Source organism: Peptoniphilus grossensis (assembly GCF_001940285.1).
Lineage (GTDB): Bacteria > Bacillota > Clostridia > Tissierellales > Peptoniphilaceae > Peptoniphilus_A > Peptoniphilus_A faecalis.
In genome coordinates this window covers 1-24,561 of the sequence record NZ_MJIH01000001.1, presented here as the reverse complement: position 1 = coordinate 24,561, position 24,561 = coordinate 1, and the positions used below count along the sequence as shown (strand labels likewise).

25 protein-coding genes and 1 pseudogene are annotated in these 24,561 nt (G+C 29.3%); 3 read left to right on the top strand and 23 right to left on the bottom strand.

Going from position 1 to position 24,561, the window contains the following annotated elements; all coding sequences use genetic code 11:
* The first annotated feature begins 1 nt into the window (after nucleotide 1).
* The gene (locus BIV18_RS00120; RefSeq protein WP_211660197.1) at nucleotides 2-304 is read left to right on the top strand and encodes a CC/Se motif containing family; all 303 of its coding nucleotides are present in this window, start codon (nucleotides 2-4) and stop codon (nucleotides 302-304) included.
* A gap of 137 nt (nucleotides 305-441) precedes the next feature.
* On the opposite strand, the gene ppsA is transcribed toward BIV18_RS00120, so the two are convergent.
* The 10 genes from ppsA to ybaK form a co-directional block, all read right to left on the bottom strand.
* On the bottom strand, nucleotides 442-2,793 hold the full coding sequence (ppsA, locus tag BIV18_RS00115; protein ID WP_075658549.1) for a phosphoenolpyruvate synthase: 2,352 nt from the start codon (nucleotides 2,791-2,793) through the stop codon (nucleotides 442-444).
* A gap of 53 nt (nucleotides 2,794-2,846) precedes the next feature.
* On the bottom strand, nucleotides 2,847-3,380 hold the full coding sequence (locus tag BIV18_RS00110) for a class IV adenylate cyclase (RefSeq protein WP_075658547.1): 534 nt from the start codon (nucleotides 3,378-3,380) through the stop codon (nucleotides 2,847-2,849).
* Nucleotides 3,380-4,063, bottom strand: a complete 684-nt coding sequence (locus BIV18_RS00105) for a metallophosphoesterase (protein ID WP_075658545.1) — start codon at nucleotides 4,061-4,063, stop codon at nucleotides 3,380-3,382. Before BIV18_RS00105 ends, BIV18_RS00110 begins: the two co-directional genes overlap by 1 nt.
* A 7-nt stretch (nucleotides 4,064-4,070) precedes the next feature.
* Entirely contained in the window at nucleotides 4,071-6,320 is a 2,250-nt protein-coding gene (locus BIV18_RS00100) for an ATP-binding protein (RefSeq protein ID WP_075658543.1), read from the bottom strand.
* Entirely contained in the window at nucleotides 6,310-7,179 is an 870-nt protein-coding gene (locus tag BIV18_RS00095; RefSeq protein ID WP_235860830.1) for a metallophosphoesterase family protein, read from the bottom strand. The genes BIV18_RS00100 and BIV18_RS00095 overlap by 11 nt, the downstream gene beginning before the upstream one ends.
* The gene (locus BIV18_RS10825) at nucleotides 7,179-7,331 is read right to left on the bottom strand and encodes a hypothetical protein (RefSeq protein ID WP_235860739.1); all 153 of its coding nucleotides are present in this window, start codon (nucleotides 7,329-7,331) and stop codon (nucleotides 7,179-7,181) included. Before BIV18_RS10825 ends, BIV18_RS00095 begins: the two co-directional genes overlap by 1 nt.
* Nucleotides 7,332-7,399: 68 nt before the next feature.
* Nucleotides 7,400-7,951: an isochorismatase family protein gene (locus tag BIV18_RS00090; protein WP_075658541.1), complete on the bottom strand. Its 552-nt coding sequence runs from the start codon at nucleotides 7,949-7,951 to the stop codon at nucleotides 7,400-7,402.
* A gap of 8 nt (nucleotides 7,952-7,959) precedes the next feature.
* The gene (locus BIV18_RS00085) at nucleotides 7,960-8,868 is read right to left on the bottom strand and encodes a 1-phosphofructokinase family hexose kinase (protein ID WP_075658539.1); all 909 of its coding nucleotides are present in this window, start codon (nucleotides 8,866-8,868) and stop codon (nucleotides 7,960-7,962) included.
* Between the two features lie 4 nt (nucleotides 8,869-8,872).
* Nucleotides 8,873-10,537: a phospho-sugar mutase gene (locus BIV18_RS00080; protein WP_075658537.1), complete on the bottom strand. Its 1,665-nt coding sequence runs from the start codon at nucleotides 10,535-10,537 to the stop codon at nucleotides 8,873-8,875.
* Between the two features lie 2 nt (nucleotides 10,538-10,539).
* Complete coding sequence (ybaK, locus tag BIV18_RS00075) at nucleotides 10,540-11,010, bottom strand: Cys-tRNA(Pro) deacylase (protein WP_075658535.1); 471 nt, start codon at nucleotides 11,008-11,010, stop codon at nucleotides 10,540-10,542.
* Between the two features lie 374 nt (nucleotides 11,011-11,384).
* On the opposite strand from ybaK, the gene BIV18_RS00070 reads away from it, so the two are divergent.
* Nucleotides 11,385-11,726 (top strand): hypothetical protein, encoded by a 342-nt coding sequence (locus BIV18_RS00070; RefSeq protein ID WP_075658533.1) that lies wholly within the window; start codon nucleotides 11,385-11,387, stop codon nucleotides 11,724-11,726.
* Nucleotides 11,727-11,796: 70 nt separating this feature from the next.
* On the opposite strand, the gene BIV18_RS00065 is transcribed toward BIV18_RS00070, so the two are convergent.
* From BIV18_RS00065 to BIV18_RS10820, 13 genes and pseudogenes are all read right to left on the bottom strand, one after another.
* Nucleotides 11,797-12,510 (bottom strand): aminotransferase class IV, encoded by a 714-nt coding sequence (locus BIV18_RS00065; RefSeq protein WP_075658531.1) that lies wholly within the window; start codon nucleotides 12,508-12,510, stop codon nucleotides 11,797-11,799.
* Nucleotides 12,494-13,282, bottom strand: coding sequence for a 3-deoxy-7-phosphoheptulonate synthase (gene aroF, locus BIV18_RS00060; protein ID WP_075658529.1), 789 nt, complete (start codon nucleotides 13,280-13,282; stop codon nucleotides 12,494-12,496). Before aroF ends, BIV18_RS00065 begins: the two co-directional genes overlap by 17 nt.
* Nucleotides 13,282-15,294 (bottom strand): aminodeoxychorismate synthase component I, encoded by a 2,013-nt coding sequence (gene pabB / locus BIV18_RS00055; protein ID WP_083635505.1) that lies wholly within the window; start codon nucleotides 15,292-15,294, stop codon nucleotides 13,282-13,284. Before pabB ends, aroF begins: the two co-directional genes overlap by 1 nt.
* Nucleotides 15,291-15,731: a type II 3-dehydroquinate dehydratase gene (gene aroQ / locus BIV18_RS00050; RefSeq protein WP_075658525.1), complete on the bottom strand. Its 441-nt coding sequence runs from the start codon at nucleotides 15,729-15,731 to the stop codon at nucleotides 15,291-15,293. The genes pabB and aroQ overlap by 4 nt, the downstream gene beginning before the upstream one ends.
* Nucleotides 15,712-17,220 (bottom strand): shikimate kinase, encoded by a 1,509-nt coding sequence (locus BIV18_RS00045; protein WP_075658523.1) that lies wholly within the window; start codon nucleotides 17,218-17,220, stop codon nucleotides 15,712-15,714. Before BIV18_RS00045 ends, aroQ begins: the two co-directional genes overlap by 20 nt.
* Nucleotides 17,217-18,302, bottom strand: coding sequence for a chorismate synthase (gene aroC / locus BIV18_RS00040; RefSeq protein ID WP_075658521.1), 1,086 nt, complete (start codon nucleotides 18,300-18,302; stop codon nucleotides 17,217-17,219). The genes BIV18_RS00045 and aroC overlap by 4 nt, the downstream gene beginning before the upstream one ends.
* The gene (locus BIV18_RS00035; RefSeq protein ID WP_075658519.1) at nucleotides 18,292-19,527 is read right to left on the bottom strand and encodes a 3-phosphoshikimate 1-carboxyvinyltransferase; all 1,236 of its coding nucleotides are present in this window, start codon (nucleotides 19,525-19,527) and stop codon (nucleotides 18,292-18,294) included. Before BIV18_RS00035 ends, aroC begins: the two co-directional genes overlap by 11 nt.
* Complete coding sequence (gene aroB, locus BIV18_RS00030) at nucleotides 19,520-20,563, bottom strand: 3-dehydroquinate synthase (protein WP_075658517.1); 1,044 nt, start codon at nucleotides 20,561-20,563, stop codon at nucleotides 19,520-19,522. Before aroB ends, BIV18_RS00035 begins: the two co-directional genes overlap by 8 nt.
* A gap of 675 nt (nucleotides 20,564-21,238) precedes the next feature.
* A pseudogene (locus tag BIV18_RS00020) lies at nucleotides 21,239-22,029 on the bottom strand (metal ABC transporter permease).
* Nucleotides 22,029-22,688, bottom strand: a complete 660-nt coding sequence (locus BIV18_RS00015; RefSeq protein ID WP_075658513.1) for a metal ABC transporter ATP-binding protein — start codon at nucleotides 22,686-22,688, stop codon at nucleotides 22,029-22,031. Before BIV18_RS00015 ends, BIV18_RS00020 begins: the two are co-directional and overlap by 1 nt.
* Complete coding sequence (locus tag BIV18_RS00010) at nucleotides 22,688-23,206, bottom strand: metal ABC transporter solute-binding protein, Zn/Mn family (RefSeq protein ID WP_268875133.1); 519 nt, start codon at nucleotides 23,204-23,206, stop codon at nucleotides 22,688-22,690. Before BIV18_RS00010 ends, BIV18_RS00015 begins: the two co-directional genes overlap by 1 nt.
* Nucleotides 23,164-23,478 carry a metal ABC transporter solute-binding protein, Zn/Mn family gene (locus BIV18_RS11180; RefSeq protein ID WP_268875181.1) on the bottom strand — a complete coding sequence of 105 codons (315 nt, stop codon included), beginning with the start codon at nucleotides 23,476-23,478 and terminating at the stop codon, nucleotides 23,164-23,166. The genes BIV18_RS00010 and BIV18_RS11180 overlap by 43 nt, the downstream gene beginning before the upstream one ends.
* The gene (locus BIV18_RS10820) at nucleotides 23,379-23,645 is read right to left on the bottom strand and encodes a hypothetical protein (RefSeq protein WP_235860738.1); all 267 of its coding nucleotides are present in this window, start codon (nucleotides 23,643-23,645) and stop codon (nucleotides 23,379-23,381) included. The genes BIV18_RS11180 and BIV18_RS10820 overlap by 100 nt, the downstream gene beginning before the upstream one ends.
* A 196-nt stretch (nucleotides 23,646-23,841) precedes the next feature.
* Here BIV18_RS10820 and BIV18_RS00005 point away from each other — a divergent pair, with 196 nt between their 5' ends.
* Nucleotides 23,842-24,213 (top strand): Fur family transcriptional regulator, encoded by a 372-nt coding sequence (locus BIV18_RS00005; protein WP_235860737.1) that lies wholly within the window; start codon nucleotides 23,842-23,844, stop codon nucleotides 24,211-24,213.
* Nucleotides 24,214-24,561 lie beyond the last annotated feature (348 nt).

The following is a 24,561-nucleotide window of genomic DNA, read 5'->3' as shown; positions in this document are numbered from 1 at the left end:
TTTGAAAATAAAAATTACAGAAGATGCTTTTGAATTTTTAAAGGATAAAAGGGCAAAAGAAATAACCATTGATTATATTACATCTAAACAATGTTGTGGTAGCGGTCTACCTTCTTCTGAAACATATATTGGAATTCCCAGAAGAAGTGATAGAGATTATTTTATTTTTCTAAACAATGGTATAAAAATAAATATTGACAAGTCCTTAAAGTTTAAAGATGATTTGTGTATAATTGATTTAGTAAAACTTTTATTCACAAAATCTCTTGTTTCAAATTTTTTGGACTACGACAAATTAATTTAATTTTTTAAAATCTGTTGATGAATTTCACAAATTTTTTTGCAAAAAGAAGATCTCATAATGAATTTAATCTCTTAAGTTGGTTTTTAAACCTAACTTTTAGAGATTAAATTCATTCATGAGATCTTTTTATTTATAATTTATATTTGTCTAAGTTTCTTTAAAATAATCTTTTGTTCAACACTTGCAACAAGTCTTCTTGTGTATTCAACTGTGTCAGGATTTACTGAGATGGAAGTGATGCCACATTCAACTAAAAATTCTGCAAGTTCTGGATATTGGCTAGGTCCTTGTCCACAAATTGAACAAGTAATTCCCTTTTTGTTTGCTGCATCAATAATTGTCTTTAATGCAATTTTTACTGCGTCATTTCTTTCATCAAAATAACCCATGTTGTTAAGGATTCCAGAGTCTCTGTCTGCACCCATTACAAGTTGAGTTAAGTCGTTTGAACCAATGGAAAATCCGTCAACTAATTCTGCAAATTCTTCTGCTTGTAGAACTACTGCTGGCACTTCTGCCATAATCCAAATCTTAAAGTTTTTAGATTGCACAAGTCCTTCTTCAGCCATTATTCCCTTAACGGTTTTGAGTTCTTCAGGAGTTCTAACAAAGGGAAGCATTACAATTACATTTGTTAGTCCATATTCTTCTCTAACTTTTTTAATTGCTTGGCACTCTAACCTAAATCCCTTTTCATATTCAGGAGAAATATATCTTGAAACACCTCTCCATCCAATCATTGGATTGGCTTCAATTGGCTCAACTTCATCTCCACCTTTAAGACCTCTAAATTCATTAGTTCTAAAGTCGCTAGTTCTTACAACTAAATTTTTTGGATAAATTGCTTGTGCCACTTTAGAAATTCCTTCAGCTAATTTATCTACCATAAGGCTTCCTTGACCAGTCTTCACTAAATACATTGGATGAGCACCAATCATATTTGTAAAAATAAATTCCGTTCTCATTAGACCAATGCCATCCATTGGTAAGTTTTTATATTTTTCAATTAATTCTGGTTCGCCAAGATTCATATAAATTTTAGTCGCAGTAGTTGGTGCGAAAAGATTTCTAAGCTCATCTAAATTTGCAATGCTAGATACACCTGCTGTATCTTCATGTTTCTTTTCTTCTTTTTCTTTTAGAACTTCACCTTCATATACAATTCCTCTTACTGCGTCAACTGTTACAATTTCGCCAGTATTTAAAGTTTTAGTTGCAGTTTTTGCTCCAACTATACATGGTATTTGTAATTCTCTAGAAACTATGGCTGCGTGGCAAGTTCTTCCGCCTTCGTCAGTTACAACGCCAGCACATTTTCTCATAGCAGGAACCATGTCAGGATTTGTCATTGCTGTTACAAGAACATCTCCTTCTTCAACAAGGTTGATTTCAGAAATGTCTTTAATTAATTTTACTTTACCTCTGCCAATTCCCGGAGAAGCAGGAAGTCCCTTAACAAGAGTAATTAGTTTTTCTTCCTTCTCTTCTTCTTTATCTTCAAGAGTTGTGATAGGTCTTGATTGTAAGAAATAAAATTCTTTCGTATCTCTATCAAAACCCCATTCAGTATCTTGAACTGAACCATAAAGTTTCTCTACTTTTAGTCCTCTTTCGATTAAAGTATCTAATTCCTTTGGAGAAAGTGCCTCAGCTTTAATTGCATCAACACCTAAAACATCTTTAACATTTACAACTCTAGTTCCAATTCCATTTTCATTTTTAATAACCATGTATTCTTTTTCAGAAATATTCTTTTCTATAATTTTTTTAGTTTTCTTGTCAATAATATATTCGTCAGGAGTTACAATTCCAGATACAACAGCTTCACCAAGTCCATAGCTTGCGTTAATCATCATTTCATCGGAGCTATTGTTAATAGGATTTGCTGTAAACATTACACCGGATTTCTCAGAATTAACCATTTTTTGAATAACTACTGAAAGAGCAACATCAAAGTGATCATAATTTTGTTTTTCTCTATAATAAATAGCTCTTGAAGTCCAAAGTGATGCAAAACAATCTCTTATGTGTTTTAAAAGTTCCTCTTCGCCACTAATGTGCAGGTAAGTATCTTGTTGTCCCGCAAAGGATGCATCTGGCAAGTCTTCTGCAGTTGCTGATGATCTAACTGCTACTTCAGGATCTTTAACTCCAATACTTTCAGAAAATTCTCTGTATGCATTTAAAATTTCTTCTTTAAGTTCTGGATCAAATTCTTTTTCTTTTATTTTCTGTTGAATTTCCTTTGAAGCATTAGTAAGTTCATCAACATTTTCAACATCAACAGCTTCCATTAGAAGTTTTACAACTTCATCAAGTTCTGCGTACTTAATAAACTTAGTGTATCCAGTTGCAGTAACACAAAATCCCGGAGGAACAGGTAATCCAAAACTAGTTAGTTCACCTAAATTTGCACCCTTCCCACCGACAATTCCTACATCATTTTTTCCAATTTCATTAAACCATTTTATATAATTATACTTAGACATATTTCCTCCTTATTTGCTAAAAATATTATAACACATTAATTATATATGTCACGCTATTTTTTTAAAGATTTTCTAAGTTCATCTATGGACATTGTAGATACGTGTTCTCTATCTATTTTTAGCTCATCAATAAGTGCATAAATTTCATTAATGCTAGGTGCTTCTATCTCAACATATGGCTTTGGATAAGTCTTTTCATCCCAAGTGTCAATATCAATCACAAGATTTTTGTAATTGTATTTTTTTCTATTTTTATAGCCCTTGTAAAATTTATCATAACCAAGACATTTTAAAATATTTATTAAATCATCCACACTACTTATTTCAGTAGTATGCTCTATATTATCCCTTACTCTTATATTGGAAATATTTTCTTTAAAAGTGAAATATTTTTTTTCTTCACCCTCTGATTTTGAAATTCTAATTCTAAGATATCCCTGCTTCTTATAAATTTTATGTGCAGTAGAATTAATTGTAATATTTATTTGATCTTCTTCTTTGACAAAATTTGCTCCCAAAGCTTGGATCTTTTTTTCAAAATCTAATATGTCAATGTCAAGAAGTTTAACTTCAATCTCCCTTTCCATTAGTCCTCCTCAATTATTTTAAGTTTAAAATCTAAAAAATCACTTGCAACAAATTTATAATCCACTCCAAGCAAATCTCCTTCATAGGAATATTTATGTCCCTTTCCATGTAAATGTCCATAAACACATTTTTCTACGCTATAATCAGAAAGAGTTTGTGAAAATTCATTAGGTTCTAAATCTTGATTAAAGGGAGGATAGTGAATCATTGCAATTATTTTTTTGTTTACACAAGAATCCAAGGAGTTTTTAAGTCGCTGGACTTCTCTTAAATATATTTTTTCATCGTCTTCTGAAAATTCAAAGGAATCACGAGAAGCCCAACCTCTCGTGCCACATATGGAATAATCTTTGTACTCAAAGGAGTTATTGTGCAAAAAATGAATCGTCTTTAGTCCTAAATTATTCATCTTATTTAGCGAAGACCACCAATAATCGTGATTGCCTTTAGAAATAATCTTTGTTCCAGGTAGTTCGTCAATTTTTTTTAAATCGTAAATTGCTATATCTAGCTTTAGTGCCCAAGAAATATCCCCTGGCAAGAGGACTAAGTCATCCTCAGAGACAACTTCTTTCCAATTCTCTATTATTTTTTCTTCGTGATTTTCCCAATTATTTCCAAAAATATCCATGGGCTTTTCTTCTGTATAATCGAAGTGAAGATCTCCTATTGCGAATATCATATACACCTCAAAGTTTAATAAATTTATATGTCAAATTGTACTTATCTAAAATTTCTCTTTCCCGACTTGAGCTTGAAAAAATCAAAACTTGCTCCTCATCCCTTAATACATCAAGAGTATTTTTTAACCTATCATCATCATAACTGTCGAAATGACTGTCGAGTACGAGGGGAATTTTTTTGTCTGTAATTATTTTTGAAATAGAAAGTCTAAAGGCAAGATAAATTTGATCAATAGTTCCAAGGCTTAAATTGTGTAAATCAACATAACTGTCAACAAATTTATCATATACCTTTATTTTAAATCTGTCATCAATTAAAATTTCACTGTATTTGAAGTTTGTCATTTTCTCCAAATATTTTGAAATATTATTTCTTAAAATAGGGAGAGTGTCCCTTCTTTTTAGTTTTATAAATTCTTCAAACTTTTCTATGGAAAGCTCAATTAAACTTCTCTTATACTCTAGTTTTTTTAATTTATCCTTTAGCTCAAAGGATTTTTCTTCCAAAGTTCTAAGTTTTTCCATGGATTCTTCTAGAGTATTTAAAATTCCCTCCAAGTTCGAAATTTCCATAATTGTTTCCTTAATATTTTTTGAAATAAGTTCTAGGGACTCCTGTGAGTACATTTCACCGCTTAAATTTTCTTTTTCAAGTTCTTCAATCCTGTATTTGTACTCACTTGCCCTCTTATCATCAAAACCCGCATAGTTGTAAAATAAACTTTTAAGTTCTTTTATATTTTTTACAGAATATTTTTCAAAAATTTTGCTAAGTTCCCCTTCAAAATTTGTAATTTTTTCCTTAGTTTTTTCTATTTCAAGATTGTTTTTTTCTTTCCAACTTTCATTGTACTCCTTTTTAAAAATATTTTTTAAATTTAATTCCCTTTTTTCTTCTAAAATTTCTGATAATGACCTTATATCTCTTGCGTCATATTTTTCAAGAAGCTCTGCAAAATCTTTATCAAATCCTCTTTTCTTTATAGTTTTCTCCATTGATTTTTTCTTAAAATCCATGAGTTTACTTCTAAGTCTATTTAGTAAATCCTTGTTTTCTCTAAACTTCATAATTCTAAAATAAGAATAGAGAAAAAATAAAAGAGAAAAAATTATTAAAAAATATTTTTTAAAATAAATTGAAAGAAAAACTATCCCTATGCCTCCAATTGTAGAAAAAAGTATTTTTAAAAAACATTTTAATACAGTTTTTTCGATGTTTTTTATGTCGCCAGAAATTATTTCAATCTCTTTAGAAAAATTATTTTCATTTAAAATTGAAATCTCTTCTTTAATGTCTCGAAATCTCTTGTAATCCTGTTCCACATAGTCGTCGATCTCATAACTATTGCCTTCTTGTGAAATTAAATCATCAAGTTTACTTAAATAAATCCCCGTAGTTTTATTTATTTCGATTGCCCTTTCCAAATCTGAAAAAACTAAGCTTTCATCTTCTTTTGACTTTTCTTCTTCAATTTCTCTTAACTTTTTTTTCAAAGTTTCAAGTTCAAAAAGTTTTCTACCCCTTAAATTATCCTCCAAAGTTTTTAATTTTTCCCTTGAAGCTTTAAAATCCTCGGCAGTTTTCTCATAATTTTCTCTGACCTTTATAAAATTTAATTTTTCAGTAGTAATTTTGTCAAGTTCAGCATAAATCCTTCCAATTTCTGAAGTTTTACGCCTTTTAGATCCTAAATCATAAAGATCATCTTTCATTTTATCTAAAACCTTTGTTAAATCTATATTTTCATCTTGAGAGACAGAAAAATTATCGATTTTATTTTTTAAATCCTCTGCTGCATCATCTTCCACTTGTGAAAGCCTTTGAGAAATAAAAAAGCTAGATCTATAAATTTTCCTGCTTATTTCAAAAAACAAAACTCCAGGTTGTGGAATTCTCGAATACAAATAATTCCTCTCGTCCTTTGATAAATCTTCACCGTGGTTTGTATTTATAATTGAAATTTCATCACTATTAAAATCTCTACTTATTCTAAAACTTTCTTTACCATCACTTAAAACAATATAACCTCTATAAAAATTTGAATTCCAAGGTCTTGATTTTTCAAAAATATCGTCACGAACTTTTTTGGCTAGTGAATCTCTGCTAAATCCATAAAAAATTCCGTCTATGAAATTTACAATTGTGGACTTGCCTCCTTCATTTTTGCCAGAAATTAAATTTATCCCTTCATCAAGCTCTATTATTTCATTTTCAAATTTTCCAAAACTTAAAATTCCCAATTCTTTAAATACCATAATATTGCTCCAAAATGTAATTCTTAGAGATTTCTCGTGCATCCCTTTCAATGTCGCTATTAGAAAAAGTTCCAAGTAAATCTAAAATATACTTATCTTTAATTTCAAAATCAAGATTTCTTTCTTCTGTAATTTCATTAATTAACTCAAAATAAAATGCAGATAAATTTTCAAGAAGGAAACTTTCTATTTCCCTTTTATTATGACTCACGCCCTTTAGAGTAATTCTATAAAGATTCTCAGTAGAAATTTTACCTTGAACCTTTTTTAAAATTTCAGAAAAAGTCATATCCTTATCAATTTTTATTTCTAAATTTATAAATTCTCTCCTTGAAAAATTTTTAAATTCTATGGTTTTTTTCTCGTCATCTAAAAAAATTATTCCCCTTTCACCCTCATCTTTAAAGGAAAGTGGAATTAGCGAGCCAGAATAATAGGCATTGTTAAATACTTTTACCCTCTTGTGAATATGCCCAAGTGCAACATAGTTAAACTCTCTTAAAAATTTTTCATCAAGGGGCATATACCTCTCATCCTTCAAATCTGAGTGAAAAAGCCCAATATTTATGAAGTTTTTATCAAGTTTAACATCGCTAAAATCTTTTTTAAATTTATAGCTGTCGTAGGAGATGCCGTATATTCTCGTATTTAAATCCTTTAACTCATAAAAATCAAGCTCACTATTAAATATATATAAATTTTCTGGCAAATCTACCTTTAAAAATAAATTATCCTTGGAAAGATAATCGTGATTTCCAAAAACCAAAAAGACCTTTGCCTTAATGTCTTCTATTATATTTAAAAATCTTCTTAAATCTCTAAGATAAAAAAATTCTCTTTCAAATAAATCTCCAGCAATTAAAAAATATCTGCATCCACTTCATTTGAGAAATTAGCTACATCTCTAAAGGTACGCCAAGTATCCTCTAAAAGTTTATTTGAAATCTCAAGGGGAAGTCTGCCCTTATAAAATTTTTTTAAATGTAAATCTGCTGCATGAATTATTTTCATTTCATCACCAAAATAATTATATCACAGTTTATAATTAAAAAAGAGCTCCATCAAGAAGCTCATAAGTGTCAAATTATTAATTTTTGTAAAGTTTTAAATTCATCTGTACCCGCAACGCCTGCTAAGTCAAATAATACTGTCTCAGTATTTGTAACAACGGCTCCCATTTCACGGAGAAGTTCTATCCCATTTTTAAAGTTTTTTTCTGTTCTTGATCCAAGTGCATCTTCTACAACAAAAACTTCAAAACCTGCTTCTAAAAGCGCTCTAACTGTTTGAAAAACGCAGATATGTGTTTCCATACCGCAAATTATTATTTGTTTTTTCTCAAGTCTGTCGATTTCCCTTTTAATATTTTCATCGCCATAGGAATTAAAAGTTAACTTGCCAAATTCTTCCTTGTCCCCTAGTGGAGCCTTTACATCTTCATTAGTGTATCCAAGTCCCTTTGGATATTGAACTGTATAAATTGCTTCTGCTCCAATAATACTTGCAACTTTTGCCAAAATTGCAGAGTTTTTTACAATTTCTTCTTTGTTGTAAATTGCCTTTAATAATTTATCTTGAATGTCAATAAAGGCAAAGAGTACATCCTCTCTATTTAAGTGAAAATTCTTCATTTATCCTCCTAAATTTCTTCAACTTCAACGCTATTCATAATTTTTTTAATAGCACTCATTTCTATCTTATCCTTTTCAACAAAATTTTCCCACACTCCACAGGATATTGCAAGTTTTATTGAAGTGATAAAATCATAATCTCTGTCGATTGCAATGGCAAGACCAGCAAGAGATAAGGAGCTATCCAATTTTTCTGTGATTTCCTTTCTTTCTAATTTTTGTTTATCTACATAAGCTCTATAATTTTTATCTTCAGTGGAAATAATTGTTGCTCTCTTGCTATTCACAAAAACAATTTTCGTTCCTGATTTGATAAATTTTTTATTGTATTCAATGACTTCACCGGTATAATTTATTTTTCTTTCCCCTTCAATGTCATCTTTATCAAACATTAAAATATATGGGTTCGTCTTTTCTATTGCATCAAGATTTTTTGGATTTACAGCAACTTTTGTATTGTTTTTATAACAAATTTTAATAAGTTTTTCGTAAATTTCATCGTCAAGTCCAAATAAATCAATTTTTGGAATTACTACAATTTTTTTATTATACAATGCTCTCTCAAAGGAACTTAAAATATCATTTCTATCTTCCATAGTAATCCTGGGGTCCTTAGTCTTGTATCTTTTTTCAAAATTTTTACTCTTTATTATAACTTCTTCCACATTTTCGTCTTTTAGTGCTGTGTAATTTATGTCGATTCCAAGTCTACTTAGAGCAAGTGCAATTTCTCTTCCCCTTCCACTTCCCTTTAGCATAAAAACTTCTGAGTCCACGCCAATTTTTTTCGCAAAAAGAGACATATAAATCCCCCTGCCACTTGGATAAATTTTAGAGCTTTCAATAATATTTTCCAGCTCGCTATTTAATATATATTCTCTAATGATTTTTGGATTAAAGTCACAAAATAATATCATACAATCACCTACTTGCCTCGATTTTTTCCATTATTTCTTCTTTCATTGCATTTATTATTTTATTAGCTTCATCTTTATTTTCTGAAACTGCATAAGCATAAATTTTTAGTTTTGGTTCTGTTCCTGAAGGTCTTAGTGCAAACCAAGTTTCTTCATCAAAATAAAATTTTAATAAATCTTGTGGGTTTTCTTCATCTTTAATAAAATCAATTTTTTTCTTTAGCACGCCAATTTTTTCAAAGCTCTCAATTTTTCTAAAGTCATCCATGATTTTTTCCATGATTATTTTTCCATCTTTGCCTTCAAAATAAATTGAGTCTAGATATTCTTCAAAATATCCATATTTTTTGTAAATTTCTTCAAGATAATCCTTTATTTTTAAATTCCTCTTCTTTAAATAGCCCGCCATCTCTGCCACAATCATTGACGTGCCAATGGCATCCTTGTCCCTAATATGGTCTCCAATTACATATCCTATGGACTCTTCATATCCAAAAATAAAGTTCTTTTCATGACTTTCTTCCCAAATATTAGGAAGATTGCAAATATTTTTAAAGCCAGTTAAAGTTTCAAAAACTTCAACGTCAAAGTTTTCTGCAATTTTTTTAATTAAATCACAAGTTACAACTGTCTTTACTATTGCTCCCCTTTCAATATTTTTATCCTTAATTCTTTCCAAAATAAAATTACCAAGGATAAAACCCATTTGGTTTCCCGTTATTCTAAAAACTTCGCCATTCATTTCCAATACAGCAACTCTATCTGCATCTGGATCTGTTGCAATAATTATGTCGGCATTTTCTTTTTTTGCAAGCTCAATTGCCTTGTCAAAGGCCCTTATATCTTCAGGGTTTGGATTTGTAACCTTTGTAAAATCTCCATCTGGGTTTTCTTGCTCTGGCACAACAATTACATTTTTAAAACCACGGAGTTCTAAAATTTTTCTCACAAATTTATTGCCACATCCACTTAAGGGTGTGTAAATAATCTTTATGTCCTTGTCGACATCGTCAGTCAATGTGTGTTTCAGAGTATTTCTATAAAAAGATTTTGTAACTTTTTCACCAATAAATTTAATATTTTCATATTCGCCTAATTTTTTTAGCCTAGCAAAATCAAAGTTTAAGATGTCGACTTTTTGTGCCTCTTCTTCCATTCTATCTGCAATGTTCGATAAAATTTGAGACCCCTTCTCCCAATAAAGTTTAAACCCATTGTAATTTTTTGGATTGTGAGATGCAGTAATCATTATTCCAGAAATTGTTTTTAAGTATCTTATTGAATAAGCGAGAAGTGGAGTTGGGGTAATGCCTGGAAATAAATAAACGGTAATCCCTCTTTCTGCCAAAATTTTTGCAGTCAAAATTGAAAATTCGTAGGAAAAATGTCTTATATCGCGTCCAATTACTACCCCTCTTTTTTTTGCATCTTCGCCAAGATTTTCGATTAAATTTGAAAGTGCAATTGCAGTTTTCCCAACAGTTAGATAATTCATTCTATTTGTACCTGCACCTAAAATTCCACGAAGCCCTGCAGTTCCAAATTCTAAATTTTTATAAAACCTATCTTCAATTTCTTCTTCATTGTCTTTTATGTCAATGAGTTCTTTTTTTAAATTTTCATCTACATTTTTACTTGCAAGCCATTTTTCATAAATATCTCTGTACATACTTACTCCTTTTTAATATCCGAAAATTCTCCATCAATTGCAGAAATCAGTTCTCTTGGATTTACTTTTATTTGCATGCCAACTTTTCCACCACTTACATAAAAAAAGTCTAGATTTTCAGCTGATGAATCAATATAAGTTTTAAAAGATTTTTTCATACCAACTGGAGAACAACCGCCGTGGACATAACCAGTGAGTGGAAGCAACTTTTTTTGTGGAATCATTTCAATTTTTTTAGAATTTGATGCCTTAGCTGCCTTTTTTAAATCAAGCTCACTAGAAACTGGAACAACAAATACAAAATGCTCACCATCTTTTGCTTCTGTCACAAGAGTTTTAAAAACTCTATCCTTGTCTTCTCCCAACTTTTCTGCAACATCTACTCCGCCAATTCCATCCTTAGTTGAGTATTCAATTATTTCAAAATTTATGTTCTCACTTTCAAGAATTCTCATCGCATTAGTTTTTTTCACAAAATCACCTTTTCATCTATATTAATTTTACAACAAAAAAGTCTTTTCTTCATCTATTTAATAGTTAGTGTTAATTTTCTTCTCATTTGAAAAATAAAACTACTTGTGTTAATATTATTTAAAAGTAAAATTAATTTTACTTTTATTAGTCCATTTTATTTTACAATATTAAAGGATGTATACTGTTTTTATGAGAAAAAATTTGTGTAAAATATCAATGTTAATAATCTTAGCTTTTTTGATTGTTCCTATTAATTCATATGCTATTGAATTCAATGCTGCAAATTCAAAAGAAAATATTGACACAAATGATCTAAATAGATACACGGTAGTAGTTAGTCAATGGTATAACTGTCCCAACTGGTAAGTTAATCATGAAAAAAAAGATAATTACAATACTTTTATATGTTTTTTATTATTGTTCACTTAAATTAGCTTTAACGCATATTGACCATGTGTATTTCAATAAAATTCACGAAAGTATTTACATTTATTTTATTATAATATCAGCATTAAACATAATTCCAATGGTTTTAATTTCTAAATTAGACATTAATCCAGATCACATACTTTTATTGCTGGCTGAAGATTTTTACTTAGCTTTTACAGCACTTTTTTTAGAGCAAACTTTATTGTTTTCTATAACTGGGATATATTTTTTAATTATCCTTTGGTTTTATTACAAAAATAAAAAATATAAAATGGACAGATCATAACCACTGGATAAGCCAGTGGTTTATTCATACTAAAAAGTATAAAAAAGTTGCGATCTCCAGTCTAAATATTTTAAAATCCAAATTTTTTTAAATAATCTTGTATTATTTTTGTTTTCACATTCCTGTTAAATTTTATTTCGTCAATGGAAACTACATTTCTAACTCCCATTAGTGAATTTGAAATAAAACACTCGTCAAAACTATCTAAATTCTTGGCGTAAATTTTATCTTCAATAATTTCAAAATTCTTAATCAAAAATCCTCGCATTGTTCCCCTTAAAAGTCCCGAAGAAACTGTTGGAGTATAAATCTTGTCATTTTTTACAAAAAATATATTGGCGAAAGAGGTCTCACTTATTTCTTCTCTTTCATTTAAAAATAAGGCTGAATCATAACCACCACCTACCGCCAATCTATGCTCTAAAATATTTTCATAATAGGAAAGGCTTTTGTGATAAATTATTTTTGAAGTTGAGTTTCTTTTGACTTTGGAAATTTTCAGTTTATAAGACTTATTATCATTCCTATAATTATCTTCTCTTGAAGTAACAATAAAATTTTTATCTGAAATAATCACTTTCATGGCAAAGTTTTTATTATTTGATTTATCTATATATTCATAAATCTTTTTTTCATCAATATCAGTTTTTATTTCAAAAAAATCCAAAGAATTTTTTAGTCTTTTTAAATGATCTTCTAAAAATAAAGGCATACCATCAACTACTTTTATAGTTTCAAAGACACCCTTTCCAAAGGAAAAACCATCGTCAAATTCTATTTTCATTAAATTCTCCTACATATTTTGCTATTTTTTCATAGGTCTTATAGTCAATAGTTTGTGCTGCATCACTCATTGCTTCATCAGGATTTGGATGAACTTCAATCATCACTGCGTCAAGTCCAAGTGCAAGCGCAGCTTTTACCATTGGGAAAATTAATTCTCTTTTGCCTGTGCCATGGCTTGGATCCACAATTACAGGATAGCCAGTTTTTTCTTTTAAGAGATAAGCTCCTGCAAGATCCAATGTATTTCTAAGTTCAGTTTCAAAGGTCCTTATACCTCTCTCGCAAAAAATTATATTTTCGTTTCCCTCAGCTTCAATATATTTTGCAGCCATCTCCCACTCCCTTAAAGTTGCAGAAAATCCTCTTTTTAAAATTATTGGTTTCATTGTTTTCCCAACTTTTTTTAAAAGAGCATAATTATACATATTTCTAGAACCTATTTGGAAGGCATCTACATAATCTTTCATCTTCTCAACATGCTCTTCGCTTAATACTTCTGTTACTATGGGAAGATTGCTTTTTTCTGATGCTTCCTTTAAGTACTTAACTGCCTCAAACCCAAGACCCTGAAAGTCAAAGGGACTTGTCCTTGGCTTAAAGGCACCACCACGAAGTATGTCTACTCCTATTTCTTTTAACGATAAAGCCTCGTCAACGATGTGTTCACGAGATTCAATAGAGCAAGGACCTGCTATAATAATAGGCTTATTTCCGCCCACCTTTACTTCTTTAATTTTTACAATTTTTCCTTTACTTAATTTATCTTTCATTATCCTTTGCTTCCCTCAATATCTATCTCATCAAAATTATTGTAATAAGATTGCAGTGCAAGAAGAGAACCCTTTGCCTTTAAAACAATTTCATCGAACTCTTCCTCTTCATCTGATAGAATAATAATAGCTCCACCAACTCCAATAGTAGTCTTTTCATCTTCAATTAATGCAGTTCTAATTACAATATTAAAATCCATTGTGGAATTATTTGAAATATATCCAATAGTTCCGGAATAAATTCCTCGTGGATAATTTTCTAATTCATCTATTATTTCCAATGTCCTTTTTTTAGGAGCACCTGTCATTGATCCACCTGGAAAAGTTTTTCTCAGCACATCTATTATATCAACATCATCTTTAATTTTTCCAGAAACTGTAGTAACAAGTTGGTGTAGAGTTTTATAAGTCTCCACGTCCATTAATTTTGGCACTTCAACAGAACCAATTTTACAAAATTTACCCAAATCATTGCGAAGTAAATCTACAATCATAAGATTTTCTGACTTCGTTTTCTCTTCATTTTTTAACTCTTCAATTAATTTTTGATCTTCTTCTAAAGAATCTCCTCTTTTTACAGTTCCCTTAATTGGCTTTGTAGTTACAAAATTATTCTTGTCCACCTTTAAAAATCTTTCCATTGAAGAACACGCAATTTTTATTTCATCAAAGGGCAAGTAGGCGCTGTATTGTCCAGGACTTTTTTCTCTCAAATATTCATAATATTTTTTTCCATTTATTTTGTCAAAAATATCTAGTCTATTTGTTAGACATACTTCATAAGTTTCCCCTTCGCAAATTAATTCCTTTATTCTTTTTATGTCATTAATGTAAGTTTTTTTGTCCTTTATAAATTTTAATTTTGGAAAATCTTTTTTTGTATTATCCCCTTTTTTTATTTCAATTTCTTTTTCTAAAATATTTTTTATTTCATTTATCCAATTTTTATCGTCAACATGAGAAAGAAAATATAATTTTTCTTCTTTATGATCGTAAACTAAAGCTCTATCGCAATATTTAAAATAGGCATCGGGATGTTCATAGGAATATTTATTTATTACCTTTTCTGTATCTTTTTTTAATTCATAACCAAAGTAGCCAATATATCCCAATTGAAAATCAAAGGGAAGTGATTCGTCATAAATCCACTTTTTGCGATTTTTCTTTAAGAAATCAAAAATATCTATATTATAAATTTCTACTTCTGAAGAATTTTCAAAGGATTTTTCTACAATTTTTTTATCAACATCGTATTTAATTGTATGGCTCTTAGGCCCTTGAAGTCCAAAAATAGAAAATCTCGAAAGTCCTTCTTCCACCTTGCTGCTGTCTAGCCAAAGAGTTCCTTCACAGTAATTATAAATTTTGTCATAAATATTTTTAGTATCAAAACTCTTATCAATTATTTCATAATAAAGTTCCCTTGTTTTATAAAATTCTTGACAAATATTTATAAAATTTTCTATTAACTTTTCTCCACATTCACTTGCTATGGACTCGGGGTGAAACTGAACTCCATAAATTGGCTTATTCTTATGAGAAATTGCCATTACAATGCCATCACTTGTCCTTGCATCAATATTTATATTTTCAAGTTCTTTGTCCTCGCAAATTAAGGAATGATACCTTGTTACTTTAAAATTATTTTTTATTCCCTTAAATAAATTTTTTCCCTTATGAATCACTTCACTTTGTCTACCGTGCATTGGCTCTCTCGCCTTTAAAATTTTTCCACCATTGTAGTAGTATATTCCTTGATGTCCAAGACAAATTCCCAAAATTGGTTTATTTAATTTTTCAATAATATCTTTACACACTCCAAAGTCTTTTTCTTTTTCTGGACTTCCGGGACCTGGAGAAAGAATTACATTGTCAAAGTCTAAATCTAAAATTTCTTCATAAGTCATCTCGTCATTTTTAATTACAATTGGCTCTACTCCACTAACCTTTCCAATTAATTGAAAAAGATTGTAGGTGTAAGAATCGTAATTGTCAATTATAAGTGATTTCATTTTTTCCCCTTTAAATAATTTTTTAGATATATTATTGCCCTTTTGTATCCATCTATGCCAAATCCTTCAAAGGATTTTATTGCATAGGGCTTAATAAAATTTATTTGTCTAAAGTCTTCACGCTCTGAAACTTTTGAAATGTGAACTTCAACTGTTGGTATACTCACAGATTTAAGAGCATCTAAAATTGCAACACTTGTGTGAGTATAGGCAGCTGGATTTATAACTATGCCATCAACTTTTTGATAAGCTTTTTGAATTTCATCGACAATCGCTCCCTCATAATTTGATTGAAAGTGTATTATATCAATATTTTCTTCAAGAGCAACTTCATCTAATAATTTTAATAAAGTTTCATAGTTTTCACTTCCATAAATATTCACTTCACGAATTCCAAGCATGTTCATATTTGGACCGTCAATTACTAAAATTTTCATAATTTTTGATTTCCTCCAAAATTTTCTCTAAATTTTTTTCTTTATCTTCAATTACTTTTATTCTTATGTGAGAGATGTCTTCGTAAATTTTATGTCTATCTTCATACATTTGTTTAAGATTATTTAAATTTTTAGAAAGGGGTCTTCCTTCGGTTTCAAGGTTCTTTAAATCTCTATCTAAATAAATTACTATTGAATTTTGTAAAATTAAGTCTCTATTTACTTCTTTTAAAGGTGTACCACCACCAGTGGCAATTACTACTCCAGTTTTTTTTGAAACTTCCTTTAAAATTTTGCTTTCGACTTCTCTAAAATATTTTTCGCCCTTATTTTTAAAAATTTCAGAAATTTTCCCTTCTCTTTCTTCAATTAATTTATCTGTATCAAAAAATTCTCTATTAGATTTTTCTGACAATAGCTTTGCCATTGTAGTCTTGCCAGCAGATGGCATGCCAACAAAGACTATATTTTGCATATCTTTTTTTAAATTCAAATAAACTTTTTCTATTAAACTCTTGTCTAGTTTTTCATCTAAAAATAATTCACCAGCAAAAAAAGCTTGCACAACTAACATCAAAAGTCCGGACATAGTTTTTAATCCAAGTCTTTTTGCATCTAAAATTAATTTTGTGTTTAGTGGATTATAAATTAAATCAATTACACTTTCTAAAGCTTGAAATCTAGCGAGATCAACTTTGCATTCCATATTATAGGGATACATTCCAATAGGTGTTGTATTAATTAAAATATTGTAGTCCTTATATTTATCCAATCTTTCGTAATTGTTTTCGCCACTTCTACTTATCACAATTACACTTGTTGCACCTTTGTCTTTTGCAAGTTTTTGTACCATTTTACTTGCTCCACCACTTCCAAGAATCAAAACTTTTTTATCTTTAATATTTATTCCATAGTGATTTAAACTGTAATCCAATCCAAAATAATCCGTGTTATATCCAATTAATTTTCCAGCTCTATTTACAATAGTATTCACTGCACCAATTTCTTTTGCAAGTCCATCTACTTCATTTAAATATTTCATTGAAATCTCTTTATAAGGAATTGTAACATTTATGCCGAGAAAATTTTTATTTTCAAAAAAACTTTCAACATCACTTTTTTTTAAATTCTTTAAATTGTAATTATATTTTTCAAATAGTTCATGAATTTCCTTAGATTTACTATGAGATAAGTCCTCTCCAATTAAACCATATTTAAAATTTTCATTTTTTACTTTTGTAATAATTTTTTTGCTTTCACTAAAAATTTCACTATAAATTGGTCTTATAGAATTTTTAAATTCAGGATCTATTTTATTTTCCAGTTTTTTTATAATTTTATCTTCCCGTGATGAATCTTCTGTATTTAAATTGTTATTTAATTTGTAAATTCCAATTTCCTTTGAAATCTTCATTCGATTTTCTAAAAGATCTACAATTTGTGAATCAATTTGATCCAATGTTTTTCTCGATTCATCTAAATTTTTCATCTTTCACCTTCCATAACTAAATCTAAAATTGCAATTGCCGAAATCATTTCAATGGCAACTAATGCACGAGGCACAATTGAAGGATCATGCCTTCCATGAATATTTAACTTTTCCCTTGTTTTATTTTTTAATGATATTGTGTATTGAGTTTTTCCAATGGAGCTAGTTGGTTTTATTGCAGTTCTAAAAATTATTGGCATTGACGTAGTAAGTCCACCAATTACTCCACCATGATTATTTGTTTTAGTCTTAACTTTTCCATCATCATAATAATATTCATCATTATGGCTACTGCCCGTCATTTTTGCAGCTTCAAATCCGCTCCCAAATTCAATTCCCTTAACTCCTGGAATAGAAAAAACTGCATGAGAAATAACTGATTCAACTGAATCAAAGAAGGGTTCTCCAATTCCCGCTGGCATGTTTAAAATAAAAGTTTCCACAATTCCGCCAATAGAATCTTCCCTTTCCTTTGCTTTTAAAATTTCACTTCCCATTTTTTCTCTTGTATGCTCATCAAAAACTGGTATCTCTTGATTTTTTAAGTCATAAAAAACTTCTTCATCAATATTATTTAAATTTATCTCAACATCCTTTATACTCCCAATGCTTTTTATTCTTGAAAAAATTTTTATTCCTCTGTTTAATAGCAAATCTTCTGCAATAGAACCTGCGATTACAATTGGAGCCGTCATCCTGCCAGAAAATTGTCCGCCACCTCTAATATCGTTAAATCCACCATATTTTACATAGGCCGGGTAATCTGCGTGAGATGGACGAGGATTGTCCTTTAAATTTTCATAGTCGCTGCTTCTTTGGTCCTTGTTTTCAATTACAAAAGCAAGAGGAGCACCACAAGTTATTCCATCAACTTCACCACTTATAATTTGAAAGTCATCAAGTTCACATCTTGCAGTTGAGAATTTATTTTTGCCCGGTCTTCTTCTATCTAAATTTTTTGCGATTAAATCTCTATTTATTTTATAGCCCGCACTTATTCCCTCAATTAAAATACCAATTCCCTTAGAATGAGATTGACCAAATAAAGTTACTTTAAAATTTTTGCCAAAACTATAGGACATTTGAAATTCCTCCCAAAGATTTAAAATCCTTAAAAAAGTTTTTGTAGGATTTTTCCACGCAATCGCTATTATTTATAATAATAGGACCTTCTGCAAAAGTTGCCGCAATAGATGATGCCATTGCAATTCTATGATCCTTATGTGAATCAATTTTTGCACTTTTAAATTTTTCTATTCCACTAAAAGAAAAAGATTCTTCCCTTAGATTAACATCTACGCCTAAATTATTTAGCATCTCAACAGTGCTCTTTACTCTGTCGCTTTCCTTTAATTTTAATCTTTTTATATTTATAACTTCTGTCTCTGTATTAGATGCAGCAGCAAGTACTGAAAGAATAGGAACTGCATCAGGCATATTTTTGGCATCTATAATAATTTTTTTCTTTGGATCTTTAACTCTTTTAAATTGAAATTCATCTTTTAAAATATTTTCATATCCCAAATCCCTGAAAATTTCAATTGCTTTTCTATCTCCTTGCTTAGAATTTTTATCTAAACCTTTGACCTTTACACCACTTGCCAAGAAAAATAAAGCATTGCTCCAATCTTTTTCTACAACATAATCTATCGCTTTAAATTTGCCCCTACAAATATATCCCCTTTTCTTTTCTATTACACAACTTCCAAATTTTCTCATTATATCAATTGTCATGTCGATATACGGTTTTGATTCCCTTTCTGTAGTAATTTTAATATTAAAATCTTCGCCATAAAATCCTGAAGCTATCATAAATCCCGAAACAAATTGTGAGCTAATATTTGCTGGAAGCGTAAAATTATAGTCTTTTAATTTTCCACTTACAAAAATCATATCACCCTTTTCATAAATATCTACGCCATGTTTTGGAAATTCGTGAAAATAAACTGAATTTGTTCGATTAATTAGACTTCCTCTTCTTATGATTTTTGCATCAAGACCAAGTGTTGCAACAATTGGAAGTAAAAATCTAAGAGTAGTTCCACTTTCATTTACATCAAAAGTCACTGGACTTTTGTAAATTTTGGAAGGATTTATATAAAACTTATTATCTTTTTTTATAACTTCAACTCCCAAAGATTTTATTACATTTATTGAAGCTTCAATATCCTTTGAAAGGTCGCTTATTTCAATTATTGACTTTCCCTTTGCAATTGCGGCACAAAAAATAGCTCTATGTGCATAGGATTTTGATGTAATCCCTGAAATTTCTCCCGAAAGTTTTTTATTTTCAATAATTCTATTCATTTCCCTTACCTAATTCAACAATTTCTCTTAATTCATCAAAAGTAACTTTTTTATTTATTACTTCACCAATTTTTATTGGAAGAATTACATTTATAAGATTTTTATTTATCTTTTTATCGTGTTTTAAAATCTCTAAAATCTCATCTGTATCAAAATCATAACTTGTTGGAAGATTGTGATTTTTAAAGGCTAAAATTAATTCTTTTGAAAAATCGCTTTTTGCTATGCCCATTTTATAAGCAGCTCTTGCCATATAAATTGTTCCAATTCCAATGCTCTCTCCATGATTTAATTTATAGTTCGAAAGGGATTCAATTCCATGACCAATAGTATGACCAAGATTTAATTTTTGTCTTTTTCCCTTATCTCTCTCGTCCTCTTTCACAAAATCAAGTTTAATATTTAGCGATTCATAAATTATTTTTTTATAATCAAGTTTGTTACAGGACTTTAAGTAATAAAAAAGATTTTTATCTTTTAGTACAGAATATTTAAAAATTTCTGCAAGTCCATTGTTAATATTTCTATCGTCCAAAGTTTCTAAAAAGCTATAATCAATATAGACATATTTTGGAAAATAAAAAGATCCTATTTGATTTTTTAAATTCATAAAGTTAATGCCATTTTTACCACCAACTGAAGAATCAATCATGGAAAGAAGGGTCGTTGGCATAGCAATAAAATCAATTCCTCTTAAATATGTTGCTGCAACAAATCCAGAAATATCACCTACAACTCCGCCACCAAAGGCAATTATAATATCTCCTCTGTTAAAATTATTTTCCAGCAAAAATTTATTAATATTTATATAATTTTCCATGGATTTAGACTTTTCTCCAGCAGGAAATTTGAAAATATAAAAATTTAATCCATACATAATATTTTTTAATCTTTCACTGTAAAGATTGTAGACATTTTCATCAGTTATTACTAAATATTTTGAATCTCTATTTTTATTTAAAAAATTTTTTATTTTCTCTTCACATTTATAAACAATATCAATTGTATAATTATTTTCTTTAACTTGAATTTTCATAAAACACTCCTATGCCTTGCTCTCTCTATAATAAAACAAAGATGCCTATAAATAAAGAATCTTATTAGCTTTAAGCTAAAATATTTTTATTCTCACTTTATCTAAATATCATTGCATATTAACAAAAATATATTACAATTAAGACGAGGTGATTATATGAGCGATTATTCTAATTATTTATTTAGACAATTTTTAATTATTTTATTACCCTTTTTCCCTATCATACTTGGAAAGCTAGGTTTTTCTGATTTTAAAAAATCCTTTAAAAAAGAATATTATATTCTTACATACCTCTGCACTTTTATAGCTTTTATTGTTTTTGCTTTTTTCATTTGTTTATATAATCTTGGATTATATTAATCTTGGATTATAAATATAATGAAAATAAATTTTCTCTTTGTTTTATTTTATAGCTTATGTTAATTTTAATTAAAATTATTTATTTCTTAGGAGGACAGCCATGAATTTATTACTCAATTAGTGGAGACTCCTATAATAGTACATTTAGGAAGTGTTGGCATTGGCGAGAGTGGTAATTTGTATTTTTCCGTAACAGGAACATCTTCTTATTTTAAATATTTCTATGAAGAAAATTATGTACACTACGGTCGTCATAGTTAAAAATTAAAACATAAATTATTAATAAAGAGTGAGGACATGTCAAAATCCTCACTCTTATTTTTTCTTTATTAAGAGTATAATCGTCAAAAATAAAACTCCAATTAATACTATTGCTCCTCCTGGTTTCAATCCAATGTAAAAGGATGATACAAGTCCAATTATTGTAAAAATAAAACCGAAGATAGACGAAAGTATAGTCGTCTTTAAATAGCCTAGCTTAAATTGCATTGCGCAGGCTACTGGCACTACCATGAGAGATGATATGATTAAAATCCCAACAGTTCTTGCTGAAACAGAAATTGTAACTGCGATTAAAATCATAAAAATCAAATTTATTCTATCTACATTTACTCCCGATAGTCTTGCCGAAGACTCGTCAAAGGAAATATACATGAGGTCTGTAAATAAATAGAAAAATAAAATAAATACAATTATTGAAACTATTAAAATTAAATAAAAATCAAATTCTGGAATAGCAATTATTGAACCAAAAAGATATTCTTCAAAGTTTGCACTAGTTTTTACAAATCCAGAAAAAAGTGAAGCAAGACCAATTCCTGTACTCATTAAAATTGCAGTGGAAATTTCTTGATACCCAGGAAATTTTTCCTAACATATTCAAGAAAAATTGAACCAACTATACATAATAAAAGTGCACCAAGCACTGGTGAAATTGAAGTAATAAGTCCAAGCATTACACCAGCAAGGGAAACGTGAGAAAGTGCATCTCCAATCACTGAAATCTTTTTGTTTACAACTACAACTCCCATGCACGGAATAATTATTGACAAAAATGCTCCAACAATTAGTGCTTTAATCATATATGAATACTTAAAAATTTCCATTATTTCACTTCCCTAATTTTTTCGTCTTTTATCTCAAAAACTTTGTTTACATTTTCTTCAACTTCTTCAAGATTATGTGTGATCATTAGAATTGTAATTTCGTGTTTCATATTTATATGACTCAAGAGATGAAATAATGAATCCTTGGACTCCTTATCTACTCCTGTCATTGGCTCGTCTAAAATTAAAAATTCGGGTGTTGCCACAAGTGTTTTTGCAATTAAAACTCTCTGTCTTTGTCCTCCAGATAATTCTGTGTAAAGTCTATCCTTGTATTTTTCCATGCCAACAAGATTTAAAGCATTGATAATTTTTTCTTTGTCGTATTCCTTTAATTTTTTAAACCCCTTGTTCTTTGGATAAAGTGCAAGAGATAAAAGTTCTGTTACAGTTATTGGAAATTCCATACTTGATGGTATGGAAAGTTGTGGAACATATCCAATGTCCTTTAATCCATTTTTTGTATAAAAAGAAATGGTGCCGGTAAGTGGTTTAAGTTGATTTAATATCAGCTTAACTAATGTCGACTTTCCGGCACCGTTAGAACCTATAAGGGCGATGTAGTCGCCCCTATAAACATCAAAATTTATGTCATCTAAAACTAATTCATCACTGTATTTAAAACTTAGACTTTTGATTTCTAACAATTTTTCCTTCACTATTTTAAAGCACCCACTAAATTTTCTAAATTTTTATCCATGATGCTAAAATATTCTTCATTATTTTTAATTTCTTCTTCGCTAAGGCCTTCAATTGGCGAAAGAACTTTTACCTCGCATCCAGTTTCATCGGCAATAATTTTTGAAACTTTTGGATCAATTAATTCTTCTGTGAAAATAGTTTTAATTTTATTTTCTTTGATGTAATTAATTATTTCCGCCATTTTCTTTGCATCAGGTTCAGTTTCTGCGTTTACGCCCTTTATACCAATTTGAGTAAGACCATATTCTTTACATAAATAACCATAAGCTTCATGGCTTACTACAATTGTCTTGTTTGGAAGCTTATTTAAAGATTCACTGTATTTTGCATCAAGTTCATCTAACATTTTAGCATATTTTTGGTAATTTGACTCATAATAATCTGCATTTTCTTTGTCAAGTTCAACAAAAGCATTTTTTATGTTTTCCATTTCTATTTTTGCATTCTTTGGTGAAATCCATACGTGAGGATCCATTGGACCATGCTCGTGATCTTCGTGATCATGGTCGTCTTCATTACTGTGATTGTTGTTTTCTTTAGCTGCATCGTGGTTTTGTTGTTTTCAACTTCTTCATGTTCATGTTCTTCTTCATCTTCGTCATGAGCTGACTTAATTAGTTCAACACCTTTTGATGCTTCCACAACTTTTAAATCTTTGTTTGATAAAGAATCAACAACTTTGTCTGTCCAAGATTCAAGACCTGCACCATTGTAAATAAACATATTTGCATTCTCAAGATTTTTAATTGCATTAGAATCCGGTTCCCATCCATGAGGTTCATTCCCTGTGGCATTACCATTTTTACGTCTAATTTGTCTCCAGCAATTTTCTTTGCAAAATCATACATTGGATAAACTGAAGCATATACCTTTAGCCCTTCCTTACTTGTATCTTCTTTTGTAGCATTTTTCATATCTGCACCCTTGGAACAGCCTGAAAATAAAACAATTCCTGCTAATAAAAATAAAATTTTCTTATATTTTTCATTTTTCCTCCTAAATAATAATGATTTCCATTAATTATTATAGCACTAATTATTATTATTAAAGTAATTTTTGAAATTAAATAAATTTTGATATAAATATTAAACATTGAAAGCGGGTGATTTTTTGAAAAGCTTTGAAGATATACTAAGGAAAAATAATTTGAAAATAACTAAGGGAAGATTAGCACTTCTAAATTTACTTTACAGTTCCCATGTACCAATGAATACTGAAGAAATTTATGAAGCGGTGGATAAAAAATCTTTGCCAAGCTTCACTTCCCTTTATCGAATGTTAAACGAACTCACTGAAAAAAAATATTTTAAAAAGAATTTATATCACAATGGACTTTACTATTTTGAATTTGCAAATATGGGACACCGACATTACATCGTATGCGATAAATGTGGAAAAATTTCTGCAATCGAAAATTGTCCAATTTCTGATTTGAAAATATTGCAGAAAGGGAAACAGGTTACACTGTTACAAATCACATAGTAGAACTTCGTGGCATCTGCCCTGATTGCCAAAAAGATAAATAGTTTTTAAATAAATTTATTGTATTTTTATATTTTACGATATTCCACAATATGGAATATCGTTCGTATTATAAAATTTTTCTTTACTTTTACTGAGCTTGAGTTATAATATACTTAGTAAGATAATAATAATTATTTTACATCCTTTACTTATATTTTGACAAAAATAAAGGAGATTCCTGTACACCCCGCAGGAATCTCTTTTATTTTTTAATTTTAAATTATTGTTGTAACAAATCCACCGATTATGATTAATGGAACTCCAAAAAAACAAATTTGTGGTATACAAGTGTCCTTTATATGCTCA